At 72.3% G+C, this 15,892-nt stretch carries 15 protein-coding genes; 6 read left to right on the top strand and 9 right to left on the bottom strand.

Annotation, left to right across the window (positions count from 1 at the left end):
* Window positions 1-5 precede the first annotated feature (5 nt).
* Together ABD091_RS00820 and ABD091_RS00825 are read left to right on the top strand one after the other, a co-directional pair.
* Window positions 6-749: a sirohydrochlorin chelatase gene (locus tag ABD091_RS00820; RefSeq protein WP_343915209.1), complete on the top strand. Its 744-nt coding sequence runs from the start codon at window positions 6-8 to the stop codon at window positions 747-749.
* Between the two features lie 9 nt (window positions 750-758).
* Complete coding sequence (locus ABD091_RS00825) at window positions 759-1,478, top strand: MOSC domain-containing protein (protein WP_343915210.1); 720 nt, start codon at window positions 759-761, stop codon at window positions 1,476-1,478.
* Here the strand turns inward: ABD091_RS00825 and ABD091_RS00830 are convergent.
* From ABD091_RS00830 to ABD091_RS00840, 3 genes are read right to left on the bottom strand one after another with little or no spacing between them, the layout of a single operon-like run.
* The gene (locus tag ABD091_RS00830; RefSeq protein WP_343915211.1) at window positions 1,468-1,758 is read right to left on the bottom strand and encodes a hypothetical protein; all 291 of its coding nucleotides are present in this window, start codon (window positions 1,756-1,758) and stop codon (window positions 1,468-1,470) included. The two genes, ABD091_RS00825 and ABD091_RS00830, sit on opposite strands and share 11 nt — an antisense overlap.
* 16 nt (window positions 1,759-1,774) lie before the next feature.
* Complete coding sequence (locus tag ABD091_RS00835) at window positions 1,775-2,344, bottom strand: GNAT family N-acetyltransferase (protein WP_343915212.1); 570 nt, start codon at window positions 2,342-2,344, stop codon at window positions 1,775-1,777.
* Between the two features lie 47 nt (window positions 2,345-2,391).
* The gene (locus ABD091_RS00840) at window positions 2,392-3,723 is read right to left on the bottom strand and encodes an HNH endonuclease (RefSeq protein WP_343915213.1); all 1,332 of its coding nucleotides are present in this window, start codon (window positions 3,721-3,723) and stop codon (window positions 2,392-2,394) included.
* Window positions 3,724-3,859: 136 nt separating this feature from the next.
* Here ABD091_RS00840 and ABD091_RS00845 point away from each other — a divergent pair, with 136 nt between their 5' ends.
* Window positions 3,860-4,267, top strand: coding sequence for a YciI family protein (locus ABD091_RS00845; RefSeq protein ID WP_343915214.1), 408 nt, complete (start codon window positions 3,860-3,862; stop codon window positions 4,265-4,267).
* Window positions 4,264-5,424 (top strand): RNA polymerase sigma factor, encoded by a 1,161-nt coding sequence (locus tag ABD091_RS00850; protein WP_343915215.1) that lies wholly within the window; start codon window positions 4,264-4,266, stop codon window positions 5,422-5,424. The genes ABD091_RS00845 and ABD091_RS00850 overlap by 4 nt, the downstream gene beginning before the upstream one ends.
* Here ABD091_RS00850 and ABD091_RS00855 read toward each other — a convergent pair.
* The 6 genes from ABD091_RS00855 to ABD091_RS00880 are packed head-to-tail and all read right to left on the bottom strand — an operon-like array spanning window position 5,402 to window position 12,424.
* Window positions 5,402-6,505: an aromatic ring-hydroxylating oxygenase subunit alpha gene (locus ABD091_RS00855; protein WP_343920847.1), complete on the bottom strand. Its 1,104-nt coding sequence runs from the start codon at window positions 6,503-6,505 to the stop codon at window positions 5,402-5,404. The two genes, ABD091_RS00850 and ABD091_RS00855, sit on opposite strands and share 23 nt — an antisense overlap.
* Before the next feature lie 5 nt (window positions 6,506-6,510).
* Window positions 6,511-7,530 carry an ABC transporter ATP-binding protein gene (locus ABD091_RS00860; protein ID WP_343915216.1) on the bottom strand — a complete coding sequence of 340 codons (1,020 nt, stop codon included), beginning with the start codon at window positions 7,528-7,530 and terminating at the stop codon, window positions 6,511-6,513.
* Window positions 7,527-8,498, bottom strand: a complete 972-nt coding sequence (locus ABD091_RS00865; protein ID WP_343915217.1) for an ABC transporter ATP-binding protein — start codon at window positions 8,496-8,498, stop codon at window positions 7,527-7,529. The genes ABD091_RS00860 and ABD091_RS00865 overlap by 4 nt, the downstream gene beginning before the upstream one ends.
* Window positions 8,495-9,415, bottom strand: a complete 921-nt coding sequence (locus ABD091_RS00870; RefSeq protein WP_343915218.1) for an ABC transporter permease — start codon at window positions 9,413-9,415, stop codon at window positions 8,495-8,497. Before ABD091_RS00870 ends, ABD091_RS00865 begins: the two co-directional genes overlap by 4 nt.
* A gap of 52 nt (window positions 9,416-9,467) precedes the next feature.
* Entirely contained in the window at window positions 9,468-10,538 is a 1,071-nt protein-coding gene (locus ABD091_RS00875) for an ABC transporter permease (RefSeq protein ID WP_343915219.1), read from the bottom strand.
* Window positions 10,535-12,424, bottom strand: coding sequence for an ABC transporter substrate-binding protein (locus tag ABD091_RS00880; protein WP_343915220.1), 1,890 nt, complete (start codon window positions 12,422-12,424; stop codon window positions 10,535-10,537). Before ABD091_RS00880 ends, ABD091_RS00875 begins: the two co-directional genes overlap by 4 nt.
* On the opposite strand from ABD091_RS00880, the gene ABD091_RS00885 reads away from it, so the two are divergent.
* Window positions 12,380-14,563: a prolyl oligopeptidase family serine peptidase gene (locus tag ABD091_RS00885; RefSeq protein ID WP_343915221.1), complete on the top strand. Its 2,184-nt coding sequence runs from the start codon at window positions 12,380-12,382 to the stop codon at window positions 14,561-14,563. The genes ABD091_RS00880 and ABD091_RS00885 overlap by 45 nt on opposite strands.
* Window positions 14,560-15,891, top strand: coding sequence for a M20/M25/M40 family metallo-hydrolase (locus ABD091_RS00890; RefSeq protein ID WP_343915222.1), 1,332 nt, complete (start codon window positions 14,560-14,562; stop codon window positions 15,889-15,891). Before ABD091_RS00885 ends, ABD091_RS00890 begins: the two co-directional genes overlap by 4 nt.
* The last annotated feature ends 1 nt before the right edge of the window (window position 15,892 follow it).

Raw genomic sequence — 15,892 nt, forward strand, 5'->3', positions numbered from 1 at the left:
ACACCATGGCTGCTCCGGCACTGGTGGCGCTGGCTCACGGAAGCCGTGACCCGCGTTCCGCCGAGACCATCAACGCCCTCGTCAACGAGGTCAAGGCGCTGCGCCCCGACCTCACGATCGAGAAGGCGTTCCTCGAGCTGTCCAAGCCGTCCTTCCAGACGGTCGTGGACCGGCTCGTCCGCAAGGGGCACGAGGAGATCGTCGTCGTCCCGCTGCTCCTCACCGAGGCCTACCACGCGAAGGTCGACGTCCCGGCCGCCGTCAAGGAGGCCTCCGAGCGCCACCCGGGCGTGAAGATCACCGCCTCGGCGATCCTCGGCCTCGAGACCCAGTTCCTCGAGATCCTCGACATCCGGATGCGTGAGGCCCTCAAGGCCTCCCGGGTGCGCGAGCTCGACGCGCTGGTGCTCGCCGGCGCCGGCTCCTCCGACGCGATGGCCAACCAGGCGGTCGCCCGGCTGGCGCGGCTGTGGGGCACCAAGCACAAGCTGCCGGTGACGGCGGCGTTCGCGTCGGCGGCGCCCCCGACCACCGGCGAGGCCGTGCGGCAGTTCCGCGCCGAGGGCCGCCGCCACATCGCGGTCGCCTCGCTCTTCCTCGCCCCGGGCTTCCTGCCCGATCGGGCGAAGGAGCTGGCACTCGAGGCCGGTGCGATCGCGGTGTCCGAGCCGCTGGGCGCCCACCCGGAGCTGGCGCGTGCCGTGCTGGCGCGCTACGCGGTGGGCGCCGTCGAGCTGGTCCCGGTCTAGCCTCGGCGGGTGACCGCCACCCTGCGCTCCATCCGCCGCTACCCGGTCAAGGCCATGACCGGTGAGTCCCTCGATGCCGTCCTCGTCGACGACCGAGGGCTCGCCGGTGACCGGTGGTGGGCCGTCACCGACGCGGAAGGACGGCTCGCCTCGCACAAGGACTCGCGCCGCTTTCGCCGCCGTGACGGCATCGAGGAGTTCTCAGCCGCCACGTCCGAGGACGGCTCGGTCCGCGTGGTCGGTCCCGACGGGACGACGTGGACCGTCGGCGACCCGGGTCTCGACGCGGCCCTGTCGTCCCGGCTCGGCACGGCGGTGAGCCCCCGCACCGAGGTCCACGTCCCCCACCAGGACGCCGGCGCCGTGTCCCTGGTGGGTACGGCGACCCTGCGCTGGTGTGCCGAGCGCTGGGGCGTCGACGCGGACCCGCAGCGGCTGCGCGTGAACCTCCTCGTGGAGACCGAGGAGCCGTTCGTCGAGGAGTCGTGGGTGGACCGCGACCTCGCTGTCGGCGACGTGGTGCTCCACGTCGTGGAGCGGGTCGAGCGCTGCCGGACCATCGACCTGGCGCAGGACGGGCTGGCCAGCCCGACCCGCTGGTTGAAGCCGCTGGGCCGGGAGCGCGACCTCTGCCTGGCCGTCTACGCCGACGTGGTCACGCGAGGCGACCTCACCGTGGGCGACGCGGTGACGCCGGTCAGCACCACGAAGCTCCTCGTCAGCGGGTGAAGGTCGTCAGCCCGACGACCCAGACCACGAGGCCGACGGGGATGGCGCCCACGACGGCGACGAGCATCCCGGCACCGAGGTGACGGGTACGCGGCGACATGACGAGCAGGAGGCCGTTCAGCAGCACCAGTGCGGCCGCGACAAGGACGGCGACCGAGGCTCCGTCGGTGACGGGAGTCGCGGAGCCCGACGTGGCATCGAGGTCCTTGCGTACGGCCCACATGGTGGCGACGACCATGAGGACGGTCAGGTCGGCGAGGACCAGGGCCGCGGTCCTCATCCAGGTCGATCGCACGTCAGACCTCGACCCGCATGACCCAGCGCCACTTCGCGATCTGCCGGTCGCGCACGAAGCCGAATCGCTCGTAGAGCTCCTCGGGACCGGTGTGGAGGTAGGCGCCGCGCTGCGGCTTCCGGTCGACGGTCTGCTCCGGGTAGGCCTCCACGACACCGCCGCCCGCGGCCCGGATCTCCTCCAGGGCGCCGGCGACCGCCGCTCGGGCGACGCCCTTGCCGCGCTGTCGGCTGCTGGTGAAGATGCAGCCGATCCGCCAGTCCGGCAGCACGGTCATGCCGGCGGCGTACTTCGCGGCGTTCTTGATGTTCGGCAGCTCGGCGGGCGTGCCGTACTGGCACCACCCCACGCAGCTGCCGTCTTCGTCGTAGACGAGGACCTGGTGCACCGTTCCGCGCTCGACGTGGTCGAGCTTGGCGGCGCGGTTGCGCTCGGGCGTGGGGGACTTGCCGAACCCGTCGACGTGGAAGCCGATGCACCAGCACCCGCCCCACACGCCGTTGTTGGCCTCGACGAGCGCGGCGAAGTCCTCCCAGGTGTCCGGGGACAACGGCCGGGTCGTGTACGGCATGGCTGGATGCTGCCAGATGATCCGGACGATCAGCGTCCTCGTCGCGGCTAGCCGGCGAGGTAGTAGTCGATGGTGATGGGTGGCAGGTCGGTGCGGTGATGGATGCGGGCCAGGGGTGGTGGCCGGCTGCGGTAGCGGTGGCCGGTGGGCATGGTGGTCTCGATCTCGTGACCATCGGTCTCGGGTCCGGTGAGGGTGACGGCGGTCCAGCCGGGTGCTTGCTTGGCGTGGTTGCAGGCCTGGCAGTAGCCCTGCCCGTTGCCCGCAGACGTGGACCCACCCTGGATGTGGTCGTGGGCGTGGTCGGTGTGCCGGATCCTCGCGTGGCACCAGGGGGTGCGGCAGACCCGGTCACGGACCCGGATGAACCGCGCCAACGAGTTGCGGAACCGGCGGGCGCGGGTGTCCATGGTGACCAGCTCGCCGGTGGTCGGGCTGGTGTAGAGCCGCCGCACCCACACGGCCTCGTCGCGAGAGCAGGCGTCGGTGATGATCTCGCGGGCCAGGTCGGCCGGCACCGGCCCGTAGCCCTCCACCCACGCCGGCTCCTCGGAGCCGCCGAACAGGGTTGAGTCGGACATGACGAGGTTGATCCCGACCCCACTCGATGAAGAGTCCGTGCCCGTCTGCTGGCCGTACGCCGTGACCGCGGCGACCAGCGCATCAGCCATCACCTGACCCCGACTGCGGGGGTCACCCGCAGCACGGGCGGCGTCGGCGACCCGGGACAGCACGGCGTAGACCGCGACCCCGTCCTTGACCGGCAACAACGCCGAGAGCCGGGTCATGGTGTCGGGAGCGGGCCGCAGTCCGACGTGGCGGTCCTTCTCCGCCCGCCGGCGGCGTTCGGCCACCGAGGCAGGATCTAAGCGTGCGGCCCAGCCAGCACAGGCGGCCTCGACCTGGCGGGGGCTCATCTGCTCGAGCTGCTCGGCGTTGCGGGCGACCTCGAAGTCGACGCGACGACGATCCGCCAGGGACAGGCAGGAGGTTTCCCGGGCGATGAGGGTGGCGGTCCACTCGGTGATCCGGCCCGTGCGCCACGCCTGCCACGTGCACGGCAGCTCGGTGGCAACGACCCGGGCGAGGGTGAGGTGACGTTGGCCCCGGAAGGGCGACTCCCGCCGCGCCCACGCCACCTGCGCCGCGACCCCACGCCCCTGACGCGCCGCCGGTTCGCCCAGCGCGGCGTGGTGGGCCCGGGTGGAGGTGTCGAGCTCGGCCGACAACGCCGCCTGGGCAGCGGTCGCCGTGCACACCAGCTCCTCCAGCGCGCGGATCGCGTCGAGCCGCCCCCGGTCGTCCAGACCGGACGTCGAGCAGAGCGCCGCAGCCAGCTGCTGCTGCCACTCACCCACACGCACCGCATCATCGAACATGTGTTCGATCCTAGACGGTGGGTCTGACAGCCCGCGGCACAACGAGCGTCCTCCCCATGTCGAGAACGGCCGGGCGTCTCCGTCCCCGGGGTGAGCGCGGCCAGAATGGGCCGCACCACACCCGGAGGAGACCGACGTGAAGTACCTGCTGCTCAAGCACTACCGCGGGCCCAAGACCTCGACCAACAACGTCCCGATGGACCAGTGGACGCCCGACGAGGTCGATGCCCACATCCGCTTCATGGACGACTTCGCCGACCGGCTGCGCGCGAACGGCGAGTTCGTCGACGGCCAGGCGGTGGCGCCCGAGGGGATGTGGGTGCGGTACGACGGGGAGGGCAAGCCGCCCGTCGTCGACGGCCCGTTCGCCGAGACCAAGGACCTGATCGCCGGGTGGATGGTCATCGACGTGGAGAGCGAGGCCCGCGCGGTCGAGCTCGCCGGTGAGCTGTCCGCGGCCCCTGCCGCCGGTGGTCGGCCGCTCGGCGAGTGGCTCGAGGTCCGGCCCTTCATGGAGCACGACCACTCGCAGAACGAGTGGTGAACGCCGACCCGCTCGACACCGCGGCGCTGCGCAGCGCCGTGCCCCGGGTGATCGCGATCCTCGTCCGCCGCGGAGCCGACTTCGCGGCGGCCGAGGACGCGGTGCAGGACGCGCTGGTCGAGGCGCTGCGCACCTGGGGCGACGAGCCGCCCCGCGACCCGCAGGCCTGGCTGGTCACGGTCTCGTGGCGCCGCTTCCTCGACGCCACCCGGTCCGAGACCTCACGGCGACGCCGCGAGGAGCGGGTCGAGGAGGAACCCGAGGGGGGTCCGGTCCCGGACACCGACGACTCGCTCCAGCTCTACTTCCTGTGCGCCAACCCGGCGCTGACACCCGCCTCGGCCGTGGCCCTGACCCTCCGGGCGGTCGGCGGCCTCACCACCCGGCAGATCGCGGCCGCCCACCTCGTCCCGGAAGCGACGATGGCGCAACGGATCAGCCGGGCGAAGCGCACCGTCGCGGACGTCAGGCTCGATGAGCCGGGTGACGTCGCGACGGTGCTGCGCACCCTCTACCTCGTCTTCAACGAGGGCTACTCGGGCGACGTCGACCTCGCCGCCGAGGCGATCCGGCTGACCCGTCGGCTGGCCGCGAGCGTCAGTCACCCCGAGGTGGCCGGCCTGCTCGCGCTGATGATGCTCACCCACGCCCGGCGGGCCGCACGCCACGATGCCGCCGGACGGCTGGTCTCGCTCGAGCAGCAGGACCGCTCGCTGTGGGACACCCACGCGATCGCCGAGGGCGTCGACATCCTGCAGTCGGCGCTCGCGCGCGACCAGCTCGGCGAGTTCCAGGCGCAGGCCGCGATCGCCGCCCTCCACGCGGACGCCCGGTCCGCCGCGGAGACCGACTGGGTCCAGGTCGTGGAGTGGTACGACGAGCTGGTGGCGCTCACCGACAACCCGGTCGTCCGGCTCGGGCGAGCGCTCGCCGTCGGCCACGCCGACGGTCCGCGGGCCGGCCTCGCCGCGCTCGACGAGGTCGATCGGTCGCTCCCCCGCCGCACCGCCGCGGCGGCGTACCTCCACGAACGGGCGGGCGACCTCGCGCTGGCGGCGAGGCTCTACGCCGAGGCGGCGCTCCTCGCACCGAGCATCCCCGAGCGCGACCACCTGACCCGGCAGGCGGCCCGGCTCAACCAGTCACCGGAGCGGTGACCTCGCCGGTGTCGTAGGCCGCCTGCACCAGCTCGACGAACGCCGCGACGGCGTCCTCGTTGGGGGCGAAGGGGCCGGGGACGAAGTGGGGCGAGGCGAGACCGCGTTGGACGGACTCGCAGGCACCCCAGTCCTGCTTGTTGGTGAGGTCCCAGAACTCGGTCGCCCACGACGCGTCGGGCGCCTCGCCGTCGGGACCGGGCTGGAGGTACCAGGAGCACTCGATCCAGGTCCGGTCCGGCGAGAGCGGCACCAGCCGGTGGGTCATGACGTAGTCGGGGTGGGCCGAGATCAGCAAGTTGGGCAGCAGGTGGACGTACTCCACGCGCTCGGGCGGCACCCCGGGGATCGGGTGGCCGCCGGACTCGCCGGTCAGCGACATCGTCGCCATCCCGTCGCGCAGCTCCATGGAGCCGCCGACCCACTGGCCGGGGAGCCCGTGGTAGTTGTCGCCGCTGGTCGGCGGGCTGACCTGGCACAGCTCGGGATGGATCAGCGGGCAGTGGTAGCACTCGTGGTAGTTCTCGGCGATCACCTTCCAGTTCGCCGCGACCTCGTAGGAGTGGCGGTCACCGAGCACCAACGCCGCCACGTCGTACGGCGCGACGATGCCCTCGAGCGCGCCGACGTGGTCGGCGAACGACGGCACCGAGGTGTCCCCGAGCGCCGCGCGGGCGTGGCCGAAGACCCACCCCTGCCACACCTCGACCGGCAGCTCGACGAGGCCGTGCTCCCCGCCCGCGAAGTCGGGCGACTCGCGGAAGCCGGGGGCGGCCTGGAGCGACCCGTCGAGCCGGTAGGTCCACGCGTGGTAGGGGCAGAGCACGGACGCCCGGCCGGAGGTCTCCCCGTCGGGGAGGAGCTCGTGGCCGCGGTGGCGGCAGGTGTTGGCGAAGGACCGGACGGTGGACCCGTCGCGCACGAGGAGCACCGGGACGTCGCCGACAGCGACGGCCCGCTGGGTGACGTCGGGACCGAGCAGCTCCTCGAGCCGGCCGAGGCAGGTCCACATCCCGGCGAAGAGATGTCGCCGCTCCCACGCCAGGACGTCGGGCGAGGTGTAGCGGACGGCGGGCATCATGCGGGTCACGACGACGATTCTCCCGCCTGACCGACCAGCGTGGCCAGATGGCACGCCACCACGTGTCCGGCCGGGTCGGCCGGCAGGACCGGGAGCGCCGTGCCGCGGCAGGCGTCGGCGACACCGGCCGCCGCGGCGGTGCCGTCGGCGAGCGCCGGACAGCGCGGGTGGAAGCGGCACCCGCCGGGGATCCGCGTCGGGTCGGGGATCTCTCCCTTGAGCACCACCGGCTCCATCCGCTCGGTCTCGGGGACGACCGAGAGCAGCGCCTGGGTGTAAGGGTGCTGGGGGTCGGACAGCACCTCCTCGGTGGGACCCTGCTCGACGACCCGGCCGAGATACATGACCGCCACCCGGTCGGCGATGTTCCAGGCCAGCCCCAGGTCGTGGGTCACGACCAGCACCCCCAGCCCGAGCTCCTCGCGGAGCTTGAGCAGCAGCGCCAGGATCTCGCCGCGGATCGAGGCGTCGAGCGAGGAGACCGGCTCGTCGGCGACGAGCAGGTCGGGCGCCATCGCGAGCGCGCCGGCGATCAGGACCCGCTGCCGTTGCCCACCCGAGAGCTCGTGGGGGTAGCGCAGGAACAGGGCCTCCGGCGGACGGAGCCCGGCCGACGACAGTGCGGCCGCGACGGTCTCGGTCTCCGACCGACCCTGGGGGTCACCGTCGACGAGCCCGTGGATCCGGAGCCCCTCGGCCACCGAGTCGTAGACCGTGTGGCGCGGGTTGAGCGCGCCCGCGGGGTCCTGGAGCACCATCTGCACCCGTCGCCGCAGGTGGCGCAGACCCTTCACCGAGTAGTCGAGCGGCCGGTCGCCGAAGCGGACCTCGCCCGCTGCCGGCTTCTCCAGGCCCATCAGCGTGCGGGCCAGGGTCGTCTTGCCCGACCCGGACTCCCCCACGAGCGCGAGGACCTCGCCCGGCGACAGCTGGACGTCGGCGCCGTCGAGCGCGCGGGCGACCTGTCCGCCACGGGTGGCGAACTCGACCCGCACGCCGGTCGCGGTCAGCAGCTCCCCGCTCATGCCTGACCCACCCGGATGCAGGCGGCCTGACGGCCGGCGTCGTACGTCGCGAGCGGCGGCTCGGCGTGGCTGCACTCCTCGACCGCACGCGGGCAGCGCGGGGTGAAGGGGCAACCGTCCGGCAGCAGCCGCAGGTCCGGCGGGTCCCCGCCGAGGCCGGCTGGTGCATAGCGCGCGGCGGGATCGCCGATGCGCGGGAACGCCGCGGAGAGCGCAGCGGCGTAGGGGTGGAGCGGCCGCGTGAAGACCTCGTCCGCCGCGCCCAGCTCGACCACCCGGCCGGCGTACATCACCGCGATGCGATCGCAGAGGTCGGCCAGCACCGACAGGTCGTGGCTGATGAAGAGCATCCCGACGCCGAGCTCGGCGACCAGCCCCGACAACACGTCGAGGACCTGGCTCTGCACCATGACGTCGAGCGCCGTGGTCGGCTCGTCGGCGATGACCAGGTCGGGCTTGCACGCCAGCGCCATCGCGATCATGACGCGCTGCCGCTGGCCACCCGAGAGCTGGTGGGGGTAGGCCGCCGCGCGGGCGGCCGGCAGCCCGACCTGCTCCAGCAGGTCGCCCACCCGCCTCGTGACCTCACCCTCGGCGAGGTCGGGCTCGTGGAGCTCGATCGGCTCGGCGATCTGGCGGCCGACGCGGTGGACGGGGTTGAGCGAGTGGAGCGCGCCCTGGAAGACGATCGACGCCCCCGCCCAGCGCAGGGTCCGCAGGTCGCCCCAGCGCATGGTCATGACGTCGTCGCCGAGCACCCGAACCGCGCCGCTCACCTCCGCGGACGGCGGCTGGAGGCGGAGCACCGTCGACGCCAGCGTCGACTTCCCGCAGCCCGACTCCCCCGCGACGCCCACGATCTCGCCCCGGTCGACGGTGAGGGAGACGCCCCGCACGGCCGGGACGTCGCCCTCTCCCGTGCGGTAGGTGACCGAGAGGTCCTCGATCTCGAGCAGCCTGGCTGTCACTTGCGTCCTCTCAGGCGGGGGTCGAGCACGTCCTCGAGGGCCTGGCCCACGAGGTTGAAGGCCAGCACCACGAGCACCACGGCCAGACCCGGAGGGACGATGAACCACCACGAGCCGGTGGTGATCGCCCCGACGCTGTAGGCGTCGTCGAGCATCGAGCCCCACGAGATCCGCGTGGGGTCGCCGAGCCCGAGGAAGCTGAGCGTCGTCTCGGACAGGATCGCGATGGTCACGGTCAGGGTGGTGTTGGCGAAGACCATCGGCATCACGTTGGGCAGGATGTGTCGGCTGATCTGGTGCCACCGTCCGCCGCCGAGCGCCCGAGCCCGCTCGAGGTAGGCCCGCTCCTTGATCGAGAGCGTCTGGCTGCGGATCAGCAGGGCGGTGCTCGGCCACGACGTGACACCGATGACGAACGCGATCGTCAGCAGCGAGGGACCGAGCACGCTCGCGAGCACGATGGCGAGCGGCAGGAAGGGGATCACCAGGAACCACTCGGTGAAGCGGAACAGGATCGCGCCGGTCCGACCGCCGAAGTAGCCGGAGAGCAAGCCGATCAGGGTGCCGATGACCATGCAGAGCACCGTCGCCAGCAGGCCGACGAGCAGCGAGACCCGGGTGCCCCAGATCAGCAGCGTCAGCACCGAGCGGCCCTTGTCGTCGGTGCCGAGCCAGAACTCGCCCGAGGGCGGCTCGAGGACGCCGCCGGTCGCCTTGGTGACCTCGAGACCCTCGGGGTCGGCGATCACGGGTGCCAGGATCGCGAGCGCGACGAAGGCCAGCATCACGACCAGCCCGGCCATCCCGGCGCGCCGCGTGCGGAACTCGCGCCACCCGTCGGCCCACGCCGCGCGTCGCCGCTGGCGCGCCAGCTGACGCGCGGTGACGCGCACCGGTGACTGCTCGGCGGCGCTCATGTTCGGGGTCCCCGTTCGAAGCGGAGCGGAGCGAGCATTCGAATGGGGTGCATCATGCGCGGACCCGCGGGTCGAGGAGGCCGTAGACGAGGTTGGCCGCGAGGTTGGCGAGGATGACCGCGGCCGTGGCGACCAGGAAGGTCCCCTGGAGCACCGGGTAGTCGGGCACCGACAGCGCCTCGGTGGAGAGCAGGCCGAGACCCGGGATCGAGAACACCGTCTCGACCGTGATCGCGCCCGCGACCACCCACCCGAAGCTGAGGGCGATGACGGTCGTCGTCGGCAGCAGCGCGTTGCGCACGGCGTGACGGTTGCGGACCTGGACGTCGCGCAGGCCCTTGGCCCGGGCGGTCGTCAGGTAGTCCTCGCCGATCTCCTCGAGCAACGAGGAACGCATGATCAGGGAGTAGTCGGCGAGGTAGGCCATCGTGAGCGTGAGCACGGGAAGGACCAGGTGCCACGCCGTGTCGGCGATCCCCGCGACCGACCACGGGTCGACGCCCGGCGTGGTCAGCCCGCCGGTCGGGAACAACCCGGGGACCGGGCCGATCCCGACCGCGAGCGTAGCGATCAGCAGCAGGCCCAGCCACCACTCCGGCATGGAGTAGAGGGTGAGCGAGGCGCCGCTGGAGAAGCGGTCGAAGCCGCCACCCCGGTTCCACGCCCCGACGACCCCGATCCAGACCCCGATCAGCATCGCCAGCAGGGTCGCGGTGCCGACCAGCAGCAACGTCGGCCACATGCGGTCGACGAGCAGGTCGGTGACCGGGACCCGGTAGCGCAGCGAGGTGCCGAGGTCGCCGGTGAAGGTCCCCTTGAGAAAGGTCAGGAACTGCAGCGGGAGGGGCTGGTCGAGCCCGTAGGCCTGGTTGAAGGCCGCGAGGTCCTCGGGCGACTCCATCCGACCCCGGCCGAGGTTGCGGCCGGGGTCACCGGGGAGGACCCGGAACAGGAAGAAGTTGACCACCAGGGCGAAGAACAGGCTGCCCAGCGCCCCGAGGGTCTTGCCGAGCGCGTAGCGGCCGTAGCTGCGGCGACGACTGCGCCCACGACCACCGGCGGACCGTTCCGGTCCGTCGTGGCCGTCGGAGGCCTCCGCCTCGGCGAGGGCGCCGACCGTCACTCGCGGTCACCCACCGACCCGCGGCGGCGCATCGCCACCACACCACCGGCACCGAGCAGGAGCAGGAGCACGAGGCCCCCGCCGACCAGCACGCCCGTCCCGAGGCCGTCGTCGGCGGTCGGCGACGACGCCTGGGTGACGCCCTCCTCACCGGCGCAGGCGTCGGCCTCGGAGGCCGGCCGCATGTTCTTGTAGTTGTAGACGCCGTACTGGACCAGGTAGACGCCGCCGGGGTCGGGCTGGGGCCGCATGCAGGCGAACCGGTCGGTGCGCCAGGCCTCACCCACGCTGCTGTAGGCGGTCACGAGGTAGGGCGCGTCGTAGTAGAGCATCTCCTGCATCTGCTTGACCTGCTCCTCGCGGGCGGCCGTGTCGAGCTCGACCTGCTGCTGCTCGAAGAGCGCGTCGTAGTCGTCGTTGCAGTACCAGGAGTCCGACCAGCCGCCGAGCTGGTCACAGGTCATGTAGGACAGCATCGAGCTCGGGTCGGGCTCGACGTACCAGCCCCACTCGAAGGCGTCGAACTCGCCGTCGAGGATGATCTTGGTGAGGTTGTTGCTCTCGACCGACCGGAGCTCGTGCGGGATGCCGAGCTGGTCGAGCCACTCCGCGAAGAACTCCATGACGTCCTGCGACGTCTGGGAGTCGCTGCGGCTGAACAGGCGCAGCGGCGTCATCGCGCTGCCGTCCGGCATCGTGCGCTGGCCGTCACCGCCCAGGGCGTAGCCGGCCTCGTCGAGCAGCTGTCCTGCCTTGTCGAGGTCGAACGTCGGGGCGTCCTCGGCCGGCGGCTCCCAGCGGTAGCCGTCGTAGGCCGGGGGGATGATCGTCGAACCGGCCTGGCCGCCGCCCTGGTAGGCGGTCTGGATGATCTTGTCGCGGTCGACGGCGAAGTTGAGCGCCCAGCGGAACGCCTGGTCGGTCACCGCCGGGTTGACGTCGCCGATCGGGTCACCCGTCTTGGTGTCGATCGAGCCGACGTTGAACGCGATCTCGTCGAACCCCGGCGAGTCGCCGTTGATGGCCTCGATGTTGTCCTGACCCTCGAGCGACTGGACCTGGAGCGCGCTGATCCCCTCGACGAAGTCGACCTCGCCCTTGATCAGCGCCTGGATCGCGGGGTCCTCGGACTTGAAGACGCGGAAGACGATGCCGTCGATGTGGGGCGCTCCGCCCCAGTAGTCGGGATTGGGGTCGAAGGTGTAGGTCGACCCGCCCGCCGTGCCCTCGCGCAGGATGAACGGACCTGAGCCCACCACACCGCCGTCGTCGGGCTCGTTGGCGTAGTCCTTCACGTCGTCCTCGGAGATGTCCTTCCAGACGTGCTCGGGGACGATCGGGATCGGCAGCAGCGGCATCGAGGAGCTCGGCTTGTCGAAGGTCAGCTCGACGGTCGTGTCGTCGGGAGTGGCGACGTCGGTGACGCCCTTGAGGTAGGAACCCCACGTGGACCGCTCGGGGCCGCCGTCCAGGATCCGGCCGTAGGTGTGGGCGACGTCGGCCGAGGTGAGCGGCTCGCCGTCGGACCAGGTCGCATCGTCGCGCATCGTGAAGGTCCAGGTGAGGCCGTCCTCCGACGCCTCCCACTCGGTGGCCAGGGACGGTGCCGGCTGCATGTCCTCCATCGTGTAGCCGGTCAGCGAGTCGTACATCAACGACCACATCTCGAAGGACGACGCCTCGATCCCGAGGAACGGGTTGAACGAGTCGACCTCGTTCAGGTAGGCGACGGTGAAGACCGCCTCGTCGTCGCTCGCGGCACTCGCCGGCGCGACCGGCGAGAGCGACGCCGCGACCACCGCGGCGACACCGACGAGCCGGACGGCGCTACGTTGGCCGCCGTGACGACCGAACAGCGACCGCCCGAGGCGCGCCAGGAGCCCCACGACTGGACCGAGCACGGGGTGACCCGGCCGGACCCCTTCGCGTGGATGCACGCCGCCGACGCGCCCGACGTGCGGGCCCATCTCCTGGCCGAGCGGTCCTGGTATGACGCTGCGGTTGCTCATCTGCACTCCCTGTCCACGGACCTCGGGTCCGAGATGGTCGGCCGCCTGCCAGCGACCGAGCTGTCCCCCCGCTGGAATCGCTCGCGTTTTTACTACTACACCGAGACGCCCGCCGGAAGGGACTATCCGCGCATCTGCCGAGAAATTCGTAACGATTCGGCCGTCAATACCACGGATTCTTTCTCGTCCGACCCGCGAGACGACGATTTCGGTGACGTTACGGACCGCTCAGCGAAAGCACCCGAGATCCTGGTCGACGTCAACGAGGTGGCCGCGGGCCAGGACTACCTCGAGCTCGGCCTGACCCTCGTCAGCCCCGACGAGAACCTCCTGGCGTGGTCGGCCGACACCGATGGGGACGAGGTCTACGTCCTGCGGTTCCGTGACCTCCGCACCGGCGAGGACCTGCCCGACGAGGTGCCGCGGACCTACTACGGGGCCGCGTGGTCGGCCGACTCCCGGTGGTTCTTCTACACCGTCCACGATGAGGCCTACCGCCCGTTCCAGGTGTGGCGCCACCGCGTCGGCACCCCGGTGGCCGACGACGTGCTGGTGAAGGAGGAGCCCGACGAGCGCTTCGAGCTGCGGCTGCGGGCGACGCGGTCGGGCGACTGGGTCGTCGTCTGGGCCGAGAGCAACACGACGGCCGAGGTCTTCCTGGTCGACGCCCACGACCCGGAGTCGGGGCCCCGCCGGGCCGGCGGTCGCCGCGAGGGCGTGCGCTACCGCGTGGACCACCGGCGCCACCCCGGCGGTGAGGACCTGCTGGTCGTCGTCGACGACCGCACCGAGCAGCGGCTGATGACCTCCCCGGTGCCCGGACCCGACGGGCTCGACCACACGGCGTGGACCGAGGCCCGTCCCGAGGACCCGTCGGTCCACCTCGAGCGTGCCGACGCCTTCGGGGGTGGCGTCGTCCTCTCCGTCCGCACCGGCGGGTCCCACCAGCTGCTGCTCCTCCCCCACGACGACCTCGCCGGCACCGGCACCCCCGTCACCACCCGGGTCCCGGGCGGTGGCGTCCACCTCGCCGCCACCACCGAGTACGACGTCGACCGGATCATGGTCGAGGACGAGTCGTGGCTGTCACCGCCCGTGTGGAGCGAGGTCGACCTCGCCACCGGCGAGCTCCACGAGGTGCTGCGCCGGGAGGCCCCGGGCTTCGACGCGGCGGCGTACGCCGTGGAGCGGATGCTGTTCCCCAGCAAGGACGGGGTGCTGGTCCCGGCGACGGTGATGCGCCACCGCGACACCCCGCTCGACGGCTCCGCCCCCGCGGTGCTCTACGCCTACGGCGCCTACGGCTACACCTTCGAGCCCGAGTGGGACCCCGCACTGCCGTCGCTGCTCGACCGCGGCGTCGTGTGGGTGCACGCCCACGTGAGGGGCGGGAGCGAGGAGGGCCGGCACTGGTACCTCGACGGCAAGCTCGCCGCCAAGCAGCACACCTTCGACGACCACGCCGCGGTCGCGGACGGCCTCGCCGCCGCCGGGCTGGTCGACCCCGACCGGATCGCCAGCCGCGGGCTCAGCGCCGGCGGCCTGCTCCAGGGCGCGGTGTTCAGCCAGCGACCCGACCGGTGGTGCGCGGTGGTCGCCGAGGTGCCCTTCGTCGACGTCGTCACCACGATGTTCGACGAGACGACGCCGCTGACCATCACCGAGTGGGAGGAGTGGGGCGACCCGCGCGACCCGGAGCAGTTCGGCTGGATGATGGGCTACTCCCCCTACGACAACATCCCGCCCGCCGGCGGGCGCCCCGACCTGCTGGTGACCGGCGCGGTGCACGACCCCCGGGTGATGGTGCGGGAGCCCGCGAAGTGGGTGGCCGCACTCCGGGCGAGCGACCCGGAGTGGTCGCCGCGCTGCCTGTTCCGCTGCGAGGTCGGAGCCGGCGCGCACGTCGGGCCCTCCGGCCGCACCGGCCACCTCGCCTACGAGGCCGAGGTCTTCGCGTGGTTGCTGGACCGGTTCGGCATGGTGGACCCCGACACGACCTCGAAGGAGCAGCAGTGAGCGAGCAGAGCACGGACGTCGGACTGGCCGCCGAGGTGCTGGAGGTCGCGCAGGAGCTGATCCGGCGCGACACCACCAACCGTGGCTTCACCGGCAGCGAGACGCTCGCCGCCGACTACCTCCACGACTACCTGGCCGGCCACGGCGTCGACGTGGAGCTGGTCGCGCGGGAGCCGGAGCGGGCCAACGTCGTGGCCCGCATCCCCGGCACCGACCCGTCCGCGCCCTCGCTCGCCCTCGTCGGCCACACCGACGTCGTCCCCGTCGACGGGCAGGACTGGCTCCACGACCCGTTCGGCGCCGTCGTCGACGACGACGGCTTCCTCCACGGCCGCGGCGCCGTCGACATGAAGGACGAGGTCGCCGCGCGGGCGGTCGCCATCGCCCGGCTGGCGCGCGAGGGCTTCCGGCCCCGCGGTGACCTCTGGTTCATCGCCGTCGCCGACGAGGAGGACGGCCGCGCCGACGTCGGCATGCGCTGGCTGCTCGAGCAGCGACCCGACATCCGCCCCGACCTCGCGATCAACGAGGGCGCCGGTTCGCGGCTCCCGCTGAGCGACGGTCGGCAGGCGCTGACGTTCTCGATCGGCGAGAAGGGCACCTGCCCGGTCCGGGTCGTCGCGGTCGGGGAGTCCGGTCACGCCTCGATGCCGGAGCTCGGCGACAACGCGGTGCCGATCCTGGCCGAGCTCATCACCCGGGTCGGCTCCGGGATGCCCGACGTGGTCGACTCCCCCGAGGTCACCGCGACCGTGGAGGCACTGCTGCAGCGTCCGGTCACCGACCTGGCGGCCGACCTCCGTGAGGCGGCCGCGCTCCACCCGACCCTCGGCCACGAGCTGCCGTCGCTCCCGGGGACCACGATGGCACCGACGGTGCTGGGGGCCTCCACCGCCCGCAACGTGATGCCGGCCCGCGCCCACGTCGAGCTCGACTGCCGGATCCTGCCCGGCACCACCCGCGAGCAGGTCGCGGACGCGGTCCGCGCCCGGCTCGGGGCGGGCAGCTATGAGCTGGAGTGGTGCGAGGACATGGTGCCCGGCAGCAGCTCACCCGTGACCGGGTTGCTGCCCGACGCGGTCGCGGCGTGGTTGGCCGAGGAGGGCGACGAGGCGCTGCTGCTGCCAGTGCTGTGCACCGGGTTCACCGACTCGGTCCACCTCCGTGCGGCGGGCGGCACCGCGGCGTACGGCTTCTCGCCGTTCCGGAGCACGCCGGCCGAGGTGATCGCCGCCGGCTTCCACAACGCGAACGAGCGGATCCACGTCGACGACCTGACCCTCTCGGCGCGGTTCCACCTCGACCTCGTGAGGCGCCTGCTCGGCTGAC

It is taken from the genome of Nocardioides aestuarii, assembly GCF_039527245.1.
GTDB classification, from domain to species: domain Bacteria; phylum Actinomycetota; class Actinomycetes; order Propionibacteriales; family Nocardioidaceae; genus Nocardioides; species Nocardioides aestuarii.